This window comes from Myxococcus sp. CA033, from assembly GCF_013336625.1.
Lineage (GTDB): Bacteria > Myxococcota > Myxococcia > Myxococcales > Myxococcaceae > Myxococcus > Myxococcus llanfairpwllgwyngyllgogerychwyrndrobwllllantysiliogogogochensis.
In genome coordinates this window covers 84,580-104,276 of the sequence record NZ_JABUMU010000004.1, presented here as the reverse complement: position 1 = coordinate 104,276, position 19,697 = coordinate 84,580, and the positions used below count along the sequence as shown (strand labels likewise).

At 69.3% G+C, this 19,697-nt stretch carries 11 protein-coding genes; 9 read left to right on the top strand and 2 right to left on the bottom strand.

Annotated features, from left to right (window positions below; all coding sequences use genetic code 11):
* Window positions 1-12: 12 nt before the first annotated feature.
* Window positions 13-4,119, bottom strand: a complete 4,107-nt coding sequence (locus HUA78_RS46390; protein WP_254623700.1) for a glycosyltransferase — start codon at window positions 4,117-4,119, stop codon at window positions 13-15.
* 132 nt (window positions 4,120-4,251) lie between these two features.
* On the opposite strand from HUA78_RS46390, the gene HUA78_RS13275 reads away from it, so the two are divergent.
* The 4 genes from HUA78_RS13275 to HUA78_RS13260 all read left to right on the top strand — a co-directional run bounded on the left by HUA78_RS13275 (window position 4,252) and on the right by HUA78_RS13260 (window position 10,668).
* Window positions 4,252-6,879 (top strand): DUF4912 domain-containing protein, encoded by a 2,628-nt coding sequence (locus HUA78_RS13275; RefSeq protein WP_174476422.1) that lies wholly within the window; start codon window positions 4,252-4,254, stop codon window positions 6,877-6,879.
* Window positions 6,880-6,904: 25 nt separating this feature from the next.
* Window positions 6,905-8,494 (top strand): glycoside hydrolase family 57 protein, encoded by a 1,590-nt coding sequence (locus HUA78_RS13270; RefSeq protein WP_174476421.1) that lies wholly within the window; start codon window positions 6,905-6,907, stop codon window positions 8,492-8,494.
* A 97-nt stretch (window positions 8,495-8,591) separates the two neighbouring features.
* Window positions 8,592-10,061, top strand: a complete 1,470-nt coding sequence (locus HUA78_RS13265) for a trypsin-like peptidase domain-containing protein (RefSeq protein ID WP_174462353.1) — start codon at window positions 8,592-8,594, stop codon at window positions 10,059-10,061.
* 13 nt (window positions 10,062-10,074) lie between these two features.
* A complete protein-coding gene (locus HUA78_RS13260; protein ID WP_174476420.1) occupies window positions 10,075-10,668 on the top strand; it encodes an SGNH/GDSL hydrolase family protein in 594 nt (197 codons plus the stop codon).
* Between the two features lie 17 nt (window positions 10,669-10,685).
* On the opposite strand, the gene HUA78_RS13255 is transcribed toward HUA78_RS13260, so the two are convergent.
* Entirely contained in the window at window positions 10,686-12,611 is a 1,926-nt protein-coding gene (locus HUA78_RS13255; RefSeq protein WP_174476419.1) for a diguanylate cyclase, read from the bottom strand.
* A 192-nt stretch (window positions 12,612-12,803) separates the two neighbouring features.
* On the opposite strand from HUA78_RS13255, the gene pgeF reads away from it, so the two are divergent.
* From pgeF to topA, 5 genes are all read left to right on the top strand, one after another.
* Complete coding sequence (gene pgeF / locus HUA78_RS13250; protein ID WP_174455213.1) at window positions 12,804-13,565, top strand: peptidoglycan editing factor PgeF; 762 nt, start codon at window positions 12,804-12,806, stop codon at window positions 13,563-13,565.
* Window positions 13,566-13,602: 37 nt separating this feature from the next.
* Window positions 13,603-14,532 (top strand): tol-pal system YbgF family protein, encoded by a 930-nt coding sequence (locus HUA78_RS13245; RefSeq protein ID WP_371745566.1) that lies wholly within the window; start codon window positions 13,603-13,605, stop codon window positions 14,530-14,532.
* 26 nt (window positions 14,533-14,558) lie between these two features.
* Complete coding sequence (locus tag HUA78_RS13240; protein ID WP_174455214.1) at window positions 14,559-15,779, top strand: LysM peptidoglycan-binding domain-containing protein; 1,221 nt, start codon at window positions 14,559-14,561, stop codon at window positions 15,777-15,779.
* Window positions 15,780-15,914: 135 nt separating this feature from the next.
* On the top strand, window positions 15,915-17,036 hold the full coding sequence (locus HUA78_RS13235) for a DNA-processing protein DprA (RefSeq protein WP_174455215.1): 1,122 nt from the start codon (window positions 15,915-15,917) through the stop codon (window positions 17,034-17,036).
* Between the two features lie 11 nt (window positions 17,037-17,047).
* Window positions 17,048-19,630 (top strand): type I DNA topoisomerase, encoded by a 2,583-nt coding sequence (gene topA / locus HUA78_RS13230; protein ID WP_141648810.1) that lies wholly within the window; start codon window positions 17,048-17,050, stop codon window positions 19,628-19,630.
* Window positions 19,631-19,697: the final 67 nt, after the last annotated feature.

The following is a 19,697-nucleotide window of genomic DNA, read 5'->3' as shown; positions in this document are numbered from 1 at the left end:
CGGTTGGCTGCTTCACGAGCCCTTGCCGCGAACGACGCCTTGTGCACGGGGCGTGGGGGGCAATCGGGACGGATCCGTATCGTCATCCCGCCCCGGGAAGGTGGTGGGGGGCGTGTGACGGGCGAACCGAGTGCCTTCGGGTGGACAGTACCCGTGGGCGAGCTGGGCGAACCAGGGATTCAGCGTCGAGGAGAGGGGCTCGGGCGCGGGGCCGTCGTCGTCCGTGGCCGGCTCCGGGAGGGCCTCCTCGGCTTCGGCCTCCTGGAGTTCGTCCTCGTCTTCGATCAGCTGCGCGGCGCTGCTGACGGAGACCTCGGCCTCCTCCACCTCGTCGCTGCTGATTTCGTCCGGTTCATCGAGACGTGGGCGGGAGTGGGATGGAGTAGGCCCCGCGTCATCACCATCCTCGATGGCCTGGGCTTCGTCCTCGGAGATCTCCTCGGGCTCGTCCTCGGGTTCGGCGGCCGAGGTGGCGGCCTTCAGCGCGGGGCGAGCGGCGGCTCCGTCGATGGGCTCCAGCCGAGGCGGTCCGTCCACGGACATCAGCCGGGGAGGGCGCTGACGGGGGACGGGGGGCGGCGGCGCGCTGGCGCGAGGGGGCAGCGCGGGTGGGCGGTCGGGTTCGCTTCGGGCGGAACGGTCCGTGTCCGACGTTGGAGCGCCGGGCCGGAGGATCGGCGGACCGCGATCCGTATCGAGGGAGGGGAGGTCGCCCAGGAGGGGGGCGGGGCGGTCCGTGCTGGTGAGGACGGGGCCCGGGGTGAGGACGGGGGGTGGACGCTCGGGATCGGTCGCGCTTCCACGGAGTGATGCGGTGCGGCCGGGCTCGGTGGGCGGGGTCGGGCGGACCAGGGGCGGGAGTCGGTCGGCGTCAAAGGCGCCGCGCGGACGCTCGGGTTCGACGATGCCCGAGGGGCGCGGGGTGTGTCGCTCCGGGTCGGTGCTTCGTGGAGGGAGCTCGGGGACGGCTCCTCGGCCCGAGGGACGCTCCGGGTCGGTGGTTCCCGTGCGAGCTGACGCGCGCTCCAACTCGGACACGGACGTGGTCCGGCCCGAGGGACGCTCCGGATCCGGGGCAGTGGCTCCGCGAACGGAGGGACGCTCCGAGTCGGTGGTTCCCGTGCGAGTTGACGCACGTTCCACGTCGGGCACGGATGGGGTTCGACCAGAGGGGCGCTCCGGCTCGGGGACGGGAGTACCGCGAACGGAGGGACGCTCCGAGTCAGTGGACGAACCCGTACGTGTGGAGGGGCGTTCCGGCTCGGGAACCGCGGCACCGCGAGCCGACGGGCGTTCCGATTCGGTGGAGCCGCTCGTGCGTGCCGAGGGACGTTCAGGCTCGGGAACCGGGGCACCGCGAACCGACGGGCGTTCCGATTCGGTGGAGCCGCTCGTGCGTGCCGAGGGGCGTTCAGGCTCTGGCACGACAGCGCCACGAACCGATGGGCGCTCAGAGTCAGTGGAGGAACTGCCGCGCGCAGAAGGACGTTCTGGCTCGGGAACGGCAGCGCCGCGAACCGACGGGCGGTCCGATTCGGCGGAGGAACCGGCGCGACCTGTGGACCGCTCAGGTTCGGAGACGGAGTTGGTGCGCCCAGACGGACGCTCCGATTCGCGGACCGCATCCGTACGGGCTGCTCCTCGCTCCGAGTCGACGGACTGAGTCCCCTTTGTCGGAGTGGTGAGCTGAGACATCCGACGGGAAGGCGTCTCCACTCGCGACGATGTGCTGCGACTGGCGAGCACGGAGCGAGCAGGGATGATCGGCGTCGGAGCAGGTGCTTCGTCCTCGTGCCTTGCGGCGATAGGGCTGCGGACGATGGGCGTGGGCGAAGGCGGTTCGTCCCTCTGGAGCGGCGCCGGAGCCCGGACGATGGGCGTCGGCGAGGGCGGCTCGTCGAACGGAAGCGGAGCGGGAGCCCGAACGATGGGCGTGGGCGAGGGCGGCTCATCCCGCTGGAGCGGAGCGGGAGCCCGAACAATGGGCGTGGGGGTGGGCGGCTCGTCACGATCGAGCGGCGCTGGAGCCCGAACGATGGGCGTGGGCGAGGGCGGCTCGTCCCTCTGGAGCGGCGCTGGAGCCCGGACGATGGGCGTAGGCGAAGGGGGCTCTTCCCGTTGGAGCGGCGCTGGAGTCCGAACGATCGGCGTGGGCGAGAGCGGCTCGTCCCTCTGGAGCGGCGCTGGAGCCCGAACGATGGGCGTGGGCGAAGGGGGCTCGTCGAGACTCAGCGGTGCAGGTGCACGGACGACCGGAGTGGGCGAGGGCGCTTCATCCGCGCGGTCGTCCCCATTCGAGGGCTCGCCAGCCTCAGGACGGGCACGTGATTCCTCGTCCGTCCTGGACGACTGTGGCTCCACCGGCGTCGGGCCAGGTGGAGCATCTTCGAGGTGCGGTGTCGCGGACTTGCTGGGCTCCTCGGGCTTTTCGTCCTCCTCGCGAGCCTCCATCTGGCGGTCGGTAGGCTTCTCTTCGGACCCCGTCGCCTCGGTCGACGCTGCGCGAATCGGCGTGACGGGCGTCGGGTCCGCGGATATGGCCGTCGACGTCAGGGGCGTCGGCTCTGACGGCGCGGGACTCGTTGCTCCATTCGAGGTGGAGACCTCGGGACTCGATGTCGCCGCGGGAGGAACGACAGCCCTCTCGCGCAGGGGCAGACCCATCACGACGGGCGGTTCGATGGGGCGTGCGTCCGGCTCCGTCTTGATGAGTCGCGTATCGAACCCGTCGTCCAGCACCATCCCCATCACCACGGGAGGGTCGTCACTGGAGGCGTCGACAGGCGGCTCGGCGGGACTCTCCGCGACAGGCTCTCGCTTCTCGGGCTGGGGAATCTTCACCCGCCCACTGTCCGGAGGCAGCAGCGTCGCGAGCCGGCTGGTGGGGGTCCCCGTCACCATCGTCGCCGCCGGTAGATCGTCCTCGCTCGACCTCGTCACCGGACCCGTTCGCTTCTCCAATAGCGAGTCGTAGAGGTCCAGCAACTGGCCCCGGATGACGCCGGCATCGAGCGCTGCCTCGGCGTGCTCGCGGGCTCGATTGCCCATCTCGACACGACGGGGAACGTTCCGTGCCAGCTCGATGATGCGGTCGGCCATGGACCGGCTGTCCCCGGCCGGGAAGAAGAGCGCCGCATCCTCTGGAATGAGTTCGCGGCAGACGGGCAGGTCGGTGGCGATGACGGGACGGCCAGCGGCGAAGTACTCGGACACCTTGGCCAGGGGGCCACCCTGCAGCCGATTGCGCTCCACGTCGTCGAGCGCGAGCACTCCCACGTCCGCCAGCGCGAGCACCTTCGCCACGTCGTCGTGATGCACCGGCGGCTGGAACTCCACCCGGTCCTTCAGGCCGAGGTCCTTCACGAGGTCATCCAGATGGGGCTGCCAGTCTGGGTGCTGCGCTCCCACGAGCGTGAGGCGCACCTCGACCTGTTGCCCCGCCAGCGCTACGGCGCGCAGCAACGTCGGCAGGCCCTGCCAGCCCACGTGGCTGCCCAGGTACATCAACCGCAGGGGCTCGCCATCCGGAGCGCCCAGGACATCAGGCGCGAACGGCGCGAGGTCCACCGGTGCGCGCACGACGCGGATGAGCTCCTCGCTCGCACCGAGCGACTGGATGTACGAGCGCGTCGTCTGGGAGCCGGTGACGATGAGGTCCGCGTTCATCAGGCAGAACAGCTCCTGCCTGCGGACCTTCGACAGGAAGCGCCGGTCGCCCTCTGTCTGCGGATGCGTGTAGCGCAGCTCCTGCGAGGGGAAGGTCTGGGCCTCGTAGATGAGGCGGTAGCCGTAGTCGCCCTTCAGCTCGCACAGGGCATAGCCGCCGAACGGGTCCGTGAAGTGGGCGAGCGCGTAGTCCTCGCTCTCGAGCTGGCGGCGGACGGCCCGCTCGAAAGCCTGGATTCGAGAGGCGAGGTCGCCCGAGCCTACCGGGACGCGCAGCAGTCGAGCACCCTGGTACTTCTCGATGTGGGAGTGGTCAGGCGTCTTCGCCGATAGCACCACCACGGAGAAGCGATCCGGCAACGCCTTGAGGTACTCGGTCAAACGACGTGACGAGCCGGAAGGGCCGGGGATGACGTCGAAGCTGCACAGGAGCAGTCTGGGCAGGTCGCTCAAAGCGGGGGCAGAATACCCAGGTGCATCCTGGGTGTCATCGGGTGAGGTGGTGGGGAGGGGGTCGGGCGACGAACACAAGCAATGCTGGCACGTTGACCCACCACGGCCGGCGACCTAAAGGCGACCTTGCCCATGGACGACCTCAAGAGCGTCACCGTCGGCTCCCTGAGAGAGCTGGCCCGGAAGCATCTGGGGAGCGGATACAGCAAGCTCAATAAGGAAGAGTTGATCGCCGCCCTTGCCGGGTTCGTTCCCGCGCTAGCGAAGCTTGCCCGGTTGGCGGGCATCGAGCTGCCGCGCAAGCGCCCCGCCGCGAAGAAAGCCTCGGCCGAGCCCGCCAAGGCCCCCAAGAGGCCTGAATCCACTCGGGATGCTGCGGCGAAGGCCAAGGTCATGACGCCCTCCGCCAAGTCGAAGGCGTTGACCCGGACCGCGTCCAAAGCCGCTCCGCCAGTGAAGGCGCTGACCGTGCCCTCGAAGGCGAAGGGGCAACCGTCAGTGAAAGCGGGGCCTGTATCGGCCAGGCCGACCGTGAAGGCCGGAGCTGCGTCATCCAGGGCGAAAGCACAGCCCCCCGTGAAAGTTCCGGCCGCGCCATCCAAGGCGAAGGTCGCCGCCAGTTCGTCCAAGGCGAAGCGCCAGGTCGAGCCCAAGGCGAAGGTCGCCGCCAGTTCGTCCAAGGCGAAGCGTCAGGTCGAGTCCAAGGAGAAGGTCGCCGCATCGTCCAAGGCGAAGCGTCAGGATGAGCCCAAGGTGAAGGTCGCCGCATCGTCCAAGGCAAAGCCCCAGGTTGAGCCCAAGGCGAAGGTCGCCGCCGCACCGTCCAAGGCAATGCCCCAGGTCGAGCCCATGGCGGAGGTTGCCGCCGCATCGTCCAAGGCGAAGCGTCAGGACGAGCCCAAGGCGAAGGTCGCCGCCGCAACGTCCAAGGCAAAGCCCCAGTTCGAGCCCACGGCGGAGCTGGCCGCATCGTCCAAGGTGAAGGCGCAGCGAGCACCGAAGGTCGCCGCCGCTCCGCCCACGACGAGCGAGGCACCCACGGAGGTGAATCGCTCGACCGTGTCGGAAACGGAGCAGGAGCCTGCCGTCGCCGCGAAGTCGGTCCCCGCGACGGGAAGCGACTTCCCTGTCGAAAGCGCCGTACCCATCATCGAGACGGCGAAGCCCGCGGATTCGCTCTCCGCTGACAAACCGCGTGCAAAGACCCCACGGAAGGCGGCCACCGAGATGTCGGAGCAGGGACGTGTCTCCGCACCCAAACGCGTGGCGGCCAAGCGCGCTTCCGAGAAGCCGGACAGTCCCCCCTCCGCGCGTCCGGCTCACATCGTGAACTTTCCACCCAAGCCCCGCGGTTCGCGCGACACGGCGACGTTCGCGGAGCCCGAGGTCGAGACTGGTGCTCGTGCTGAAGCGGCCCCCGCCACCCCATCCGAGCCGGGCTCGGGGACACCTCCCTCAGCGCCCCCGGTGGAACAGCACCCCGCCGAGCCGCTGATCGAGGGTTTCTTCGTCGCACGCGTCCGAGGTGAGGCAGAGGCCCGTCGGCATCATCTCCAGGAGCAAGCTGCGTCAACTTCGGCCCCCCGCGTGGGTGCGGAGTCCGAAGGACTGGAGCCACTTCCTGTCGAGTATCAGGACGACACCGCGCTGCTCCTCCCGAGGGACCCCCATACCCTCTTCGCCCTGTGGGATTTCAGTCCCGCCACGCGCGCGCGTGCGATGCACGGACTGGAGGATCCTCGGGCCGTCCTGCGTGTATTCGATGGTGAGTCGCTCGTGCGCGAAGTGGATTGCGCACTCGAGTCGCGCGGCTACTACATCCACGGGCTCTCACCTGGGAGGCCGTACCGGTTCGAGGCGCATTTCGTCGGGCACGACGGGCGGAATCATCGCATCGGTCCTTCCAGCAATCGCGTGGCGCTTCCGCCAGCGGGCGTGTCGACGGATACCTCGGTGCGCTTCCTTCGCCGGCCCATTCCGGTGGAGCCCGAGGCACCCGTGGAGGCTCCCGTCGCCACCCCGACAGAGGAGAACCGCGAGCGCGAGTACGTCACGTGGCACCGCGTGAACCTACCCGGCAGCGCGGGTGTGAAGGACATTCCCGTCGTCCACCGTGAAGGTGTCGGGCCCGGTGTTCCCCCGTCCCCCGAAGGACCGGGCGCCCAGGTGGGCTCCGGGACCTATCTGCAAGGCATTGAGCGCGCACCGGGATCCTCTGACCAGCGCTACCTCGCCTCGCATCGCTACCTGGAAGCACAGGAGCGCGCGGCGGGTGCGTCGGACATGCGGTACGGGGACGGCGTCGTGCAGGCCACGTCGTCACCGCATGCGTTCGAGTATCTCGAACTGGGGCAGGTGCGCGCTCCTGGCGCCTCCGACCAGCGATACCAGGATGGCGCGGTGCGCGGAGAAGCGCAGGGCGCTCGTCCCGCGTATCAGTACCTGGACATCGGTCGTGCGCCAGGTGCCTCCGACATGCGCTACGCCGACCCCTCACAGCGGGCTCCCGCGAACACGGGCCCGGAGGAATTCGCGTCCGCGCCCCGCGCCTCGGACCTGAACTATTTCGAGTCCCCGCCTCGTGCGTCGGGCGCTTCGGACCTGCGCTACTTCGAGTCACCACCTCGTGCTTCCGGGGCGTCGGACCGGCGCTACTCGGACCTGTCGGGCAACACGACCCCTGGCGCGGTGACACACCCGTCAGGAACCTCGGAACAGGACGCGCACCGGAAGCCGCCCTCGGGCGGGGGCCGCTCGTGAACCCGCAAGGACACTTCGACCGACCATGAGCCTGGGCTCTCTCGCACTCGTCCTTCACGCGCATCTTCCGTTCGTCCGACACCCCGAGCACGAGGACTTTCTCGAAGAGGACTGGCTCTACGAGGCCATCTCCGAGACCTATCTCCCGTTGCTCCTCGCCTTCGACTCCCTGGCGGAAGACGGCATCCCGTTCCGGCTGTCGATGACGCTGTCTCCCACGCTCGTCACCATGCTGCGTGACGAGCTGCTGATGACGCGCTACTCGCGCAAGCTGGACCAGCTCTGCGAGTTGGGCGACCGCGAGGTCCACCGCACCCGGAACGACGCGACCTTCGGAAGACTGGCGCGCTTCTATCGCGACCACTTCGAGTCCCTGCGCCGGGCCTTCCACGACCGCTACCGTCGGGACCTCGTCGCCGCGTTCCGGCGCCTCCAGGACGCGGGCCACCTGGACATCCTCACGTGCAACGCGACGCATGGCTTCCTGCCGCTCATGCAGCAGGTGCCGGAGGCCGTGCGCGCCCAGGTCACGGTGGCCGCCAACCACTACCGTCAGAACTTCGGCAGGGACCCCGCGGGCATCTGGCTGGCTGAGTGCGGCTACTACCCGGGTCTGGAGCGCGTCCTGGCCACCGAGCGCATCCGCTACTTCTTCGTGGACACGCACGGCCTGACGGACGCCACGCCGCGTCCACTGCACGGCCCCTACGCACCCATCTTCACCGAGTCGGGTGTCGCCGCCTTCGCGAGAGACCCGGAGAGCAGTCAGCAGGTCTGGAGCTCCGAGCACGGCTATCCGGGCGACCCGGACTACCGCGAGTTCTACCGGGACATCGGCTGGGACCTGGACCTGGATTACATCCGTCCCTTCATCCAGCCCACGGGGGACCGGAAGAACACCGGCTTCAAGTACTACCGCATCACCGGGAAGACGAACGACAAGCAGCCCTATGACCCGGAGCTGGCGCGCGAGCGCGCCGCGGTGCACGCCGGCAACTTCCTCTTCAACCGCCAGCGACAAATCGAGCACCTCGCCTCGCGTCTCGGAGGTCGCAAGCCCGTGGTCGTCGCGCCCTACGACGCGGAGCTGTTCGGGCACTGGTGGTTCGAGGGCCCGTGGTTCCTGGAAGCCCTCATCCGCAAGGCGGCGCGCGAGCAGTCCACGTTCGAGCTGGTGACGCCGTCGGACGACCTGCGCGAGACGCCGGAGAACCAGGTGGCCACGCCGCCGATGTCCTCCTGGGGCGCGGGAGGCTACGCCCATATGTGGCTGGATGGCACCAACGACTGGGTCTACCGCCACTTGACCCACTGCGCGCGGAAGATGGTGGAACTCGCGCGGGACTTCCCCGACGCCACGGCTCTGCAACGTCGCGCGCTCAACCAGGCGGCGCGGGAACTCCTGCTCGCCCAGAGCTCCGACTGGGCCTTCATCATGAAGACGGGCACCATGGTGGAGTACGCCAGGCGACGCACCCAGGAGCACGTGCGGCATTTCCTCCGGCTGCACGACGAACTGCGCGCGGGCACCATCGACGAGGGCTGGCTTGCTCAATTGGAGGGCCGCGACAACGTCTTTCCGGAACTCGACTACCGTCTCTATCGCCCGGGGTGACCTTCCGGCACGTGGGCGTCGGGCTCGAATGTTTCGATGGATGACCGTGGGCCGTTTCGCTTGCGGGACAGCATTTCGGCTTTAGCTTGGGGAGCATATGAACCGTTCTTCCGTCGCGTTCCGGAGAGCCCTGGCCACCGCGCTGCTCCTCGCCGTCCCGTCGGCCTCGTGGGCGCAGGCTCCGGCGCCCGCTCCCGCGCAGGGCCAGCCCGGCAACCTCCAGCCGGCGACCCGGGAGGCTCAGGCGCTCCCTTCGCTGGCGCCGCTGGTGGACTCGGTGAAGTCCGCCGTCGTCAACGTGGACGTGCAGGCCCGTGGCGGTGGCGGAGGGCCGAGGGGCATGGAGGACAACCCGCTCTTCGACCGCTTCTTTGGCGGTGGGGGAGGCCGGGGAGGAGGGCGGGAGCAGCTCCGCCAGGGCGCGGGCTCCGGCTTCATCATCGAGCCGACGGGCATCGTGCTCACCAACAACCATGTGGTGGAGGACGCGGTGTCCATCACCGTGCGATTGGATGACGGGCGCTCGTTCTCCGCGGTCGTCGTGGGCAGGGACCCGCTCACCGACGTCGCGGTGGTGAAGATCAAGGACAAGGTGGAGGGGCTGCCCACGGTGAAGCTGGGCAACTCCGACGCGCTGCGCGTGGGCGACTGGGTCGTCGCCATTGGCAATCCCTTCGGACTGGCTTCCAGCGTCAGCCTGGGCATCGTCTCCGCGCGAGCACGCGATATCGGCGCGGGGCCCTACGACGAGTTCCTCCAGACCGACGCGGCCATCAACCCGGGCAACTCGGGCGGCCCGTTGTTCAACATGCGAGGTGAGGTCGTCGGCATCAACACCGCCATCGTCGGCGGCGGCACGGGCATCGGCTTCGCGGTGCCCAGCAACCTCGTCACGGCGCTGGTGCCCCAACTGGAGAAGGAAGGCTCCGTCACGCGCGCGTGGCTGGGCGTGGGCATCCAGGACCTGACGCGGGACTTGTCGAGCGCGCTCAAGCTGCCAGTGACGGAGGGCGCCATCCTCACGCAGGTGAATCCTGCCTCTCCGGCGGCGAAGGCGGGCCTGAAGTCCGACGACGTCGTCACCGCTATCGATGGGCAGCCGGTGACGTCCAGCGGCCAGCTCACTCGCACCGTGGCGCTCAAGCGCCCGGGCAGCACCTCCACGCTGACGGTGTTCCGTGAAGGCAAGAAGCAGGACGTGAAGGTGATTCTTGGCACGCGGCCCGACCTGGAGGGTGTGACTTCGCGCAAGCCGCAGGGCGACGACTCGCAGGAGAGCTCGCGCCGCGTGGGCGTCAGCCTCCAGAACCTGGATGCGCGCACCGCGCAGCAGGCGGGCTTCAATGAGCGCCAGGGCGCCCTCATCACCGACGTGGTGCCGGGCTCTCCGGCGGACCGCGCGCAGCTCGAGCCGGGCATGGTGGTGGTGGAGGCCAACCGCAAGCCGGTGAACAGCGCGGACGACCTGGCCAAGGCGATTCGCGCGGCGCCCGCCGGCAGCACGCTGCTCCTGCGCGTGGCGGCCCCGGGAGGCAGCCGCATGCTCCGCGCCCTGCGCATGCCGTAGTGGAGCGGCGGACATGAGCGTCAACTACGTCGCGCTCGGAGACAGCACCGCGGTGGGCGTGGGCGCGCCGCGCGGCGGGGGCTATCCCGAGCGCCTCGCCTCACGGCTGCGCCGAGCTGGGCTGTCAGTGGGGCTCACCAACCTGGGCGTCAGCGGGGCGCGCGTCCGCGACGTCTTCACCGGGCAGCTCAAGGCCACGGTGGCCGCGCAACCCACGCTGGTGACGCTGGGGGTGGGGACCAATGACCTCTGGCGCGGCACGGCGGTGGAGGATTTCCAGGAGGAGTTGGAGCGCATCGCCCGGCGTCTGAAGCAGACGGGTGCCCCCCTGGTGCTGGTGAACATCGCGGACATGGCGATGGCGCCCGTCGCGAAGTTGGTGCCCAGTGCCCTCTACGAAGGACGCATCGAGCCCTTCAACGCCGCCATCGCCCAGGTGGCGCGCACGGAGGGGCTGCACCTGGTGGACATGTATTCGGCGAGTCAGGAGATGTTTCCCCGCTCGCCGCACTTCTTCTCCGGGGATGGCTTCCACCCCTCCGAGGAAGGCTACGAGGAGTGGGCGGACCTGATGTTGCCCACGGTGCGCACGCTCGTGTCCCGCTGAGGCAGCCGGGCCGCGCGCTACGCCTTGGCCACGCTGCCGGGAGGAGCGCTGGCGGTCGGCTCGGTCGGAGGCGCGTGGGGGCCTCGTTCGCGACCGGGGTGGATCTCCATGCCCATCTCGAACGGCGTCGTGCGGTTGCGGCCCGTGCGCTTGCTGCAATAGAGGGCCGCGTCCGCGCTGTCGACGAGTCCCTCTTGCGTGTTGGCGTCGCTGGGGAAGTGGGACACGCCCACGGACACGGTGACGTGGCCGCCCGGGAGGCCGGGCTGGTTGAGCACGATGGTCTCCGCCACCGCGCGACGCAGCTTCTCCGCCACGTCCACCGCGTCCTGCTTGGTGGAATGGGGGAGGAGAATGACGAACTCCTCGCCGCCGTAGCGCGCCAGCGTGTCCACCTTGCGCACGCGCGAGCGGAGGATGTCGCAGACGCGGCGGAGCGTCTCGTCTCCCGCCCGGTGGCCGGCCAGGTCGTTGAGGCGCTTGAAGTGATCCACGTCCACCATGAGCAGCGCCAGCGGCGTGCCGAAGCGCTGCGCTCGCGCCAGCTCCAGCTCCATGCGCTGGAAGAGGTGACGCCGGTTGGGCACCCCCGTCAGCGGGTCCGTCATGGTGAGCTTCACCGTCTCCGCGTGCAGTTGGGCGTTCTTCACGGCGGCCGCCGCGATGTCCGCCACCGCGGTGAGCAGCTCGATTTCCCCCGCCGAGAAGCTGGCGATGAGCGGACGCTGGAAGTTCACCACGCCCATGAGCGTGCCCGCGTGCACCATGGGCACCGCGAGCAGCGCGCCGGTGAGCATGGCGTCCGTCACCAGTCCGCGCCGCGCGAAGATGCTGGAGTGGTCCGCGACGTCCGGCAGGTACACCGCCTTGTGCGTCTGGGCCGCGCGGCCGCAGGCGCCTTCGCCCACGGAGAAGGTGAGCCCCTCCGAGCCACGGCCCTCCGGCCACGCCTGCTTCACCTCCAGCGCGCCCTCCGGACTGACGAGCATGATGGAGAACTCCGGAATCTGGAGCCGCTCCACCACCAGCCGGGTGACGGCCTCCAGCAGCTCGTCCAGCTCCAGCGTGGCGTTGAGGGAGCGCGTCACGTCGAACAGCAGAGACAGCTCGCGAAGCCGGTCTTCCAACTCGTCCTTGAGCGCGAGCTTCTCCTTCACCAGCTCCAGGTCGCGGTGGGTGTCGATCTCCTCCGCCTTCATCGCGGTGAGCCGCGCCAGCATCTGGTTGAAGGCGGCGCCCAGGCGCGCGAGTTCATCCGTGCCGCGCACGTCCGCGCGCACCAGCAGATCTCCCGCCTCCGCGCGCCCCATGGCCGCGCTCAGCCGACGCAGCGGACGCGTGAGGTTGAAGTGCAGCGACAACGCGATGACGAGCGCGAGCAGGATGGCGAACACCGCCATGGACCCCAGCGCGCCACCGAACACCTTCGTCAGTTGCTGATGCAGCGCGGGCTCCGTCATCCGCATCTGCAGGACACTGGCGCCCGGAACCTCCCCGCGCGAGTGACAGCTCCCGCACTCGGGACCGCCCAGGGGCCGCACCACCTCCGTGACATCGTCCGCCGAGCGCGCCGTCTCCGGCCCGGGGCGGGTGAGCCGCGAGGCCTCCGGGTGCACCGAGCCGACCTCGGACGGCTCGCGAGACCAGCGCACGCGCCCGTCCGGCGTCAGCACACGCACGTCCGCCACCGAGCGGAACAACCGCGTGTCCGAGTGGAGCACCTCCGCCACCGCGCCATGCGCGGGCGCACCGGGCCCCTGCGGTAACATGAACGTCGAGGCGACGAACTCCGCGAGTGCGAGCGACTCCACCTGCGTGGCGTCCTGCACCGCCACCCGCGCCTCGCGCCAGAAGTGGCCCACGCCCAGCAACGCCACCACCAACCCCGGCAGAGCGATGCTCCAGAGGAGCTTCCGGCCTACGGTGTCGGGACCCAAGGGCATGCGCGCGTTCGCGTCACTTCGTTCGAAAGGATTCAACTCGTTTCACGAAGAGTCCGCGGAATTGTCAATGGGCTGACGCGGACTGTCAAACGTACTTGCACGGGAATTTTATCATTCCGTTGGCGCATCCGGTTGGCGCACGTCGACGTCCGCGTGCGTCGGGGCGGGCGTGACGGTTAGAAGGGCCACCTCATGGCGACCGAGTTGCTCACGTCCTCGTTGCTTCCCGTTCCGCACGGCTTCGCGACTCGCGCGGGCGGTGTGTCCGAGGGGCCCTTCGCCTCGCTCAACCTGGGGTTCTCCACGGGAGATGACCGGGCGAAGGTGGAGGAGAACCTGCGCAGGCTGGCCACGGCGGCCGGTGCTCCGCTGGGCGCGCTGTCGCGTGTCTCCCAGGTGCACGGGGACCGGGTGCTGGAGGCCCGGGTGGAGGAGGGGGGCGACACGCTGCGGCCTCCCGAGGGCGAGGCGGACGGGCTTTGGACCGAAGTGCCCGAAACGTGGGTGGCCGTGGGCACGGCGGACTGCGTACCGGTGTTGCTGGTGGACCCGGACGGACGGCGTGTGGCGGCGGTGCACTCGGGGTGGCGTGGGACGGACGCGGATATCAGCGCTCGCGCGGTGGAGGCGCTGGTGGCGCGGGGGGCTCGGCCAGAGCGGCTGCTGGCGGCGGTGGGGCCCGCGATTCAGCGCTGTTGCTACGAAGTCTCGGCGGAGCTGGGGCAGCGCTTCACGACGCGCTTCGGCTCGGAAGTCGTGGCCGAGGAGGGCGGGCGCATCCGGTTGGACCTGTCACGGGCGGTGCGGCTGACGTTGCTGGGTGCGGGGCTGCGGGCGGCCCATGTGGACGTGCTACAGGCCTGTACCGCGTGCGAGCCCTCGCGGTTCTTCTCCCACCGGCGTGACGCGGGGCGTACCGGACGCCACCTCAACCTGGTGGTAAACAGGTTCTAGGCGGGGAGCGCCGGCCGTTTTCTTGACGCTCTCCGACGTGCCTTCCTATCCTCGGAGGGACTTTCATCCGTCGAGGCCCGTGCTCGAGCGCTCCGCCATCTTCCGCTTGCTCGCCGCAGCGCCGCTGTGCGCGCTGTGTGCTTGTGCCACCACCGCCGCCTCCCAGGCGGAGGTCGCGGCGCTGCAGGCGGAGCTGCGCACGCTGCGCGAGTCGCAGACGCGCCTGGTGGACCGGCTGGAGCGCCTGGAGGCCCATGCCGCCGTTGACCGCGCGCGGGCCCCTAGTGCCCCCGCGGCGAAGCAGTCCTCCACGGTTCCCGTGCGAGTCACCGCGCCGGAGCAGGGTGGGGCGCTGACGTCGACCCCGGACCTGGCGGTGGTGAAGCTCAAGCCGCGCTTCGAGCCCGCGCCCAAGCTGTCCACGCAGGTGGCGGTGGTGGAGCCCGAGTCCGAGCAGGTGGAGATGTTCATCAGCTCGGTGCCGGACGGCACGCCTGGGTCCGCCTCGGGTGGCACCACCCTGGCGTCGACGGGCGGGGCCACCATGGTGACCACGCGGGAGGATGACCCCGCGGACCAGCCGGACCCGGATGTGCTCGAGGCCGACTACGAGAAGTCGGTGTCGCTCCTGCGCACCGGCAACGTGGAGGGGGGCGTGCAGCGCCTGCGCCGCTTCTCCGAGGAGAACCCTCGCCACCCGCGCGCGGACAACGCGCTGTACTTCAGCGGGCTGGGTCAGATGGGGCTCAACGAGTTCAAGGACGCCGCGAAGTCGTTCGAGCGGCTGATCGCCACCTATCCCGCCGGGGACGCCATGCTGGACGGCATGCTCCGGCTCGCCGAGTGCCGGATGCGGCTCAACCAGGCCGCGGATGCCCGGGCTCTCTACACGCGCGTCGTCACCCAGTTTCCGGGGACGGCCGCCGCCACGCAGGCGGAGCAGCGGCTCGCCGCCCTCCCGCAGTGAAGTCTTCTTCGAAAGGATGTCGTGCGATGCGCACCCGGATCCTCACCTCGCTGATGTTGAGCCTCGCCGTCGCCCCCGCCTGGAGCGCATTCGCGCAGCAGCAGGAGGGCAGCGACCCGGAGGACACCGAGGCCGGCGGTGAGACGGAAGGCGCGGAGGTCATGGACGAGGCGCCCGAGCGCCCCTCCGGCACCAACGTGACGCTGCCGCCCGGCGCGGCCAAGGGCCGTGACAGCGCCCCCGGCGTGGTCCACACCGTCGAGTCCGGTGACACGCTGTGGGACCTGTCCTCGCGCTACCTGGGCAGCCCCTGGTACTGGCCGAAGGTCTGGTCCTACAACCCGGAGATCGCCAACCCGCATTGGATCTACCCGGGCAACCAGGTGAGCTTCTTCGGCGGGGGCGAGGAAGTGCCCCAGCGCGTGGAGACCGGCGACGACACCGTCGACGTGGCCGCCCCCACGGAGCTGTCCGGCGGGGACATGGTCTCGGTGTCGGGCAAGATTGGCTACGACGTGTCCTCGTCGCGGCCGGTGACGACGCAGGGCTTCGTCACCGCCCGTGAGCTGGAGGAGGCGGGCCGCATCGAGGGCTCCCCGAACGGCGCGCTGATGCTGGCCTTCCCGGACAACGTCTACGTGCGCTTCAAGCGCAAGGCCGACGCGAAGGTCGGTGACCGCTACGTCGTCTTCCACACCACGCAGAAAGTGAAGCACCCGCGCTCGGGCAAGGAGCTGGGCTTCCTGACGGACTTCGTGGGCACGCTGCGCGTGGTGCGCGTGGACAAGGGCGTCGTCACCGCGCAGATCGTCGACACCTGGGACGGCATCGAGCGTGGCGACCTGGTGGGCCCCTACGGCGAGAAGCTCAGCGAGCGCGTCGCCCCCCGGCCCAACACGAAGGAGCTCAACGCCACCGTCGTGACGGCGCTGGTGCCGTACCTGTCGCTGCTCGGCGAGCACAACACCGTGGTGCTGGACAAGGGCAGCGCGGATGGCGTCCAGCTGGGCAACACCTTCCTCATCCTCCGCCAGGGCGACCCGTCCCGGCAGGTGCTGGGCAAGCCGGAGCTCCCCCCGCCGCCCGCGTCCGACAAGGCGCTGCCGTGGGAGAACATCGGCACGTGCATGGTCACCGAGGTGAAGGAGCGCACCAACAACTGCCTGATGATGCGCTCCACCGAGGAGATCAACACCGGCGACCGCGCGTACATGCGCGTCAGCCCCGCCCCCACCGCCAGCCGCTGATTCCGGCAGGAAAAGTGCATCCCCTCCCGTCCAGGAGGGGTTGAGTGCTTGACCGGTGGCGGTCCGGTGTTTATGTGTCGCGCCCCTCCCTGCGGACCCATCTTCTATATAGGTGGGAATGGAGGGGGGTTGGGTATGGCGGACGCTGAGACGGACAGCCTCACGGCGGAACAGCAGGCATGCCTGGCGCTCTGGGCCGTTCCCGGCCTGGGGCCGAGGACGCTGGCCGCCTTGCGCGCATTCGCCGACGGTCGTCTCGCTCCCCTGGCCGCGACTCCGGTAGGAGACTGGGTGTCCGAAGCGCCGGTTTCCCCACAAGTTCGTCGTCGGCTGGCGACCCTGGAGCGGCTCCCCGTCGTCGCGGAGCGGTTGCAGGAGGCGTGTCACGCAGGAGGCATGCGGGTGGCGTTCGCCGAACAGCGGACCTATCCGGAGCGTCTCAAGCAGGTGGAGGACGCGCCGCCCCTGCTGTTCCACCGGGGCCAGCCCGGGCCGCCGCGCAGGCGGGTGGCCATGGTGGGCAGCCGACATCCGGATCAGGGTTTCCTGCCTTTTGCCCGTGCCTTCGCCCGTCAGGTGGCCGAGGGTGGGGTGGGGGTGGTGTCGGGTGCGGCGGCGGGCGTGGACCGGGCGTGCCACTGGGGTGCACTGGACGTGGGCGCGGAGACGTGGGCTTTTCTGGGGTCGGCGCTGGATGCGTTGGACCCGGCGCAAGCCCGCCTGCTTCCTCACTTTTTGGAGAGGGGCGGGGTGTTCTTCAGCGAGCTGCCGCCTGGGGTGCGGGCAAGCACCTCCACGTTTCCCCGGCGCAACCGGCTCATCTCCGGCGCATCGGATGCGGTCCTGGTGATGAGGGCGGGGGCGGAGTCGGGCAGTTTGCACACGGCGAAGGCGGGGCGGGCGCAGGGCCGGCCGGTGCTGGCGATGCCGGGGGATGTACGTCAGGCGGATGCGGCAGGCTGCAACGCCCTGCTGCGGGAAGGGCACGCGAGTGCGTGCCTGGATGCGAAGGACGTCTGGCGGGCGGTGGGTGTTGACCCTGGGTGGATGGTGGCGCCGGGAAAGGCTGATTCGTGGGAAGGGCTCTCCGCGGAAGCGCGGGGCGCCTATGCGGTGTTGGACCGGATTCCCCGGACGTTCGATGAGGTGCTGACCGGGAGCACCCTCACACCCGCGGCGCTCGTCAGCGCGCTGGTGGAGCTGGAGATGACGGGGCTGGTCGTCCAGCACCCGGGCAGGCTGTACGAGAAGATCTAGGTAGGAGAGTCATGGCCACGCGGACGAAGAAGAAGGCGGAAGAGACCGAGGCGACCGAGGAAAAGGCGCCCCGCGAGGCGGCCGGTCGCACGGCCGCCAAGAAGAAGACTGCGGCCAAGAAGAAGCCCGCGGCCAAGAAGACCGCGGCCAAGAAGACCGCGGCCCGCCGGCGTACCACCAAGAAGGGTGACGACGACTCGCTGCCCGCCGTGGACGCGGACGCCGAGGAAGAGGCCACGCCGCGCGGCAAGGGGCCGCACTACCTGGTCGTCGTGGAGTCGCCCGCCAAGGCGAAGACCATCAAGAAGTACCTGGGCTCCGGCTACACGGTGAAGGCGTCCGTGGGGCACGTGAAGGACTTGCCCAAGAGCAAGATTGGCGTCGACGTGGAGCACGACTTCCAGCCCGAGTACGAGGTCATCAAGGGCAAGGAGAAGGTGCTCAACGAGCTGAAGAAGATGGCGAAGTCCGCCGACAAGGTCTTCCTGGCCACGGACCCCGACCGCGAGGGCGAGGCCATTGCGTGGCACATCAAGGAAGAGCTGGCGCATCCGGACGCGATGCGGGTGACCTTCAACGAAATCACCAAGAAGGCCATCCAGGAAGCCATCGCCCAGCCGCGTGAGCTGAACCAGGACAACTACGACTCGCAGCAGACGCGTCGCATCCTGGACCGCCTGGTGGGCTATCAAATCTCGCCGCTGCTCTGGCAGAAGATCCGCCGGGGCCTGTCCGCCGGACGCGTGCAGTCCGTCGCGGTGCGCCTCATCGTGGAGCGCGAGGCGGAGATCAAGGCCTTCGTCCCCGAGGAGTACTGGACGCTCGACGCGCTCCTGGAAGGCCCCACCGGCCCGCCGCCGTTCAAGGCCAAGCTGTCCAAGGTGGACGGCAAGAAGGTGGAGCTGAAGGACCGCGCCATCACCGAGGGCCTGGTCAACGAGCTGAAGGACGCCGCGTTCTCCGTGGCCAAGGTGGACCGCCGCGAGCGGCGCCGCAACGCGCCCGCGCCCTTCATCACCTCCAAGCTCCAGCAGGAGGCGGCCAACCGGCTGTCCTTCACCGCGAAGAAGACGATGACGCTGGCGCAGAAGCTCTACGAGGGCGTGCCCCTCGGCGAGGAAGGCCAGACGGCGCTCATCACGTATATGCGCACGGACTCCACGCGTCTGTCGGACGACGCCGTGAAGCAGGTGCGGGAGATGATCGGCTCCAAGTACGGCGCGGAGTACCTGCCGGAAGAGCCGGTGGTCTACAAGTCCAGGAAGAGCGCGCAGGATGCCCACGAGGCCATCCGCCCCACGTCGCTGGAGTACCCGCCGGAGCGCGTGCGGCCCTTCTTCGACGCGATGGACGAGCAGGACATGTTCCGGCTCTACGAACTCATCTACAACCGCTTCGTGGCGTGCCAGATGAAGCCCGCCGTGTATGACCAGACGAGCGCGGACATCGCCGCGGGCCGAGCCACGTTCCGCGCCTCCGGCAGCACGCTGAAGTTCCCCGGCTACCTCGCGGTGTACGGCGCGGGCCTGACGCCGGAAGAGGAGTCGGAGAAGGAGAAGGCGAAGGCCGCGGGCGAAGAGGGCGCGGATGGCGCCGACGCCGTGGGCGACCTGCCGCTGCTCAACGACAACGACAAGCTGGGCCTGCAGAAGCTCCTGCACGAGCAGCACTTCACCCAGCCGCCCCCGCGCTTCAGCGAGGCCACGCTGGTGAAGGAGCTGGAAGAGAAGGGCATTGGCCGCCCGTCCACCTACGCGGCCATCCTCTCCACCATCCAGGACAAGAAGTACGTGGAGAAGCTCGAGGGCCGCTTCCGGCCCACGGACCTGGGGCAGATGACGAACGAGATGCTCGTCAAACACTTCCCCCACGAACTGGACGTCACCTTCACCGCGACGATGGAGGAGAAGCTCGACCAGATCTCCGAGGGTGAAGCGAAGTGGGTGTCGGTGCTGCGCGACTTCTACGGGCCCTTCAAGGACACGCTCGAGAAGGCGAAGGCGGAGATGCGCGACGTCAAGCGCGAGGAGATCAAGACCGACATCGCCTGTGAGAAGTGCAGCAACCACTTCGTCATCAAGTTCGGAAAGATGGGGCACTTCCTCGCCTGTTCGAACTACCCCGACTGCAAGAACACCAAGGACTTCAAGCGGGATGCCGAGGGGAAGATCGTCATCGTCGAGGAAGAGACGACGGACGAGCTGTGCGAGAAGTGCGGCAAGCCCATGGTCATCAAGCGCGGCCGCTTCGGGCGCTTCATGGCGTGCTCGGGCTACCCGGACTGCAAGACGTCCAAGCCCATCTCCATCGGCGTGGGTTGCCCGGAGTGCAAGCAGGGCTACCTGACCGAGCGCCGCAGTGGCCGCGGGAAGATCTTCTTCGGCTGCAACCGCTACCCGGACTGCCGCTTCGCCGCATGGGACCGGCCCCTGGCGGAGGCGTGCCCGGATTGCGCGTCGCCGTATCTGCTCCAGAAGTACTCCAAGCGGGACGGCGCGTACGTCGCCTGCCCGAACAAGGAGTGTGGTTACCGGCGGGAGGTCGCTGAGCAGTCGGGCGTCCCCACGGACCCGGGAACTTCGTCGGCGGCCTGAAAACCCAAGTGTTTACAGGGGGCTGGCCCGTCCGTGGCTTGACAGCTTCGGCGGGCCCGCCCTACAA

What these genes read in the sequence shown, in the direction of transcription:
- HUA78_RS13275 (WP_174476422.1), top strand. Translation starts at nt 4,252, where the DNA reads ATGGACGACCTCAAGAGCGTCACCGTCGGCTCCCTGAGAGAGCTGGCC.
- HUA78_RS13270 (WP_174476421.1), top strand. Translation starts at nt 6,905, where the DNA reads ATGAGCCTGGGCTCTCTCGCACTCGTCCTTCACGCGCATCTTCCGTTC.
- HUA78_RS13265 (WP_174462353.1), top strand. Translation starts at nt 8,592, where the DNA reads ATGAACCGTTCTTCCGTCGCGTTCCGGAGAGCCCTGGCCACCGCGCTG.
- HUA78_RS13260 (WP_174476420.1), top strand. Translation starts at nt 10,075, where the DNA reads ATGAGCGTCAACTACGTCGCGCTCGGAGACAGCACCGCGGTGGGCGTG.
- HUA78_RS13255 (WP_174476419.1), bottom strand. Translation starts at nt 12,611, where the DNA reads ATGCCCTTGGGTCCCGACACCGTAGGCCGGAAGCTCCTCTGGAGCATC.
- pgeF (WP_174455213.1), top strand. Translation starts at nt 12,804, where the DNA reads ATGGCGACCGAGTTGCTCACGTCCTCGTTGCTTCCCGTTCCGCACGGC.
- HUA78_RS13240 (WP_174455214.1), top strand. Translation starts at nt 14,559, where the DNA reads ATGCGCACCCGGATCCTCACCTCGCTGATGTTGAGCCTCGCCGTCGCC.
- HUA78_RS13235 (WP_174455215.1), top strand. Translation starts at nt 15,915, where the DNA reads ATGGCGGACGCTGAGACGGACAGCCTCACGGCGGAACAGCAGGCATGC.
- topA (WP_141648810.1), top strand. Translation starts at nt 17,048, where the DNA reads ATGGCCACGCGGACGAAGAAGAAGGCGGAAGAGACCGAGGCGACCGAG.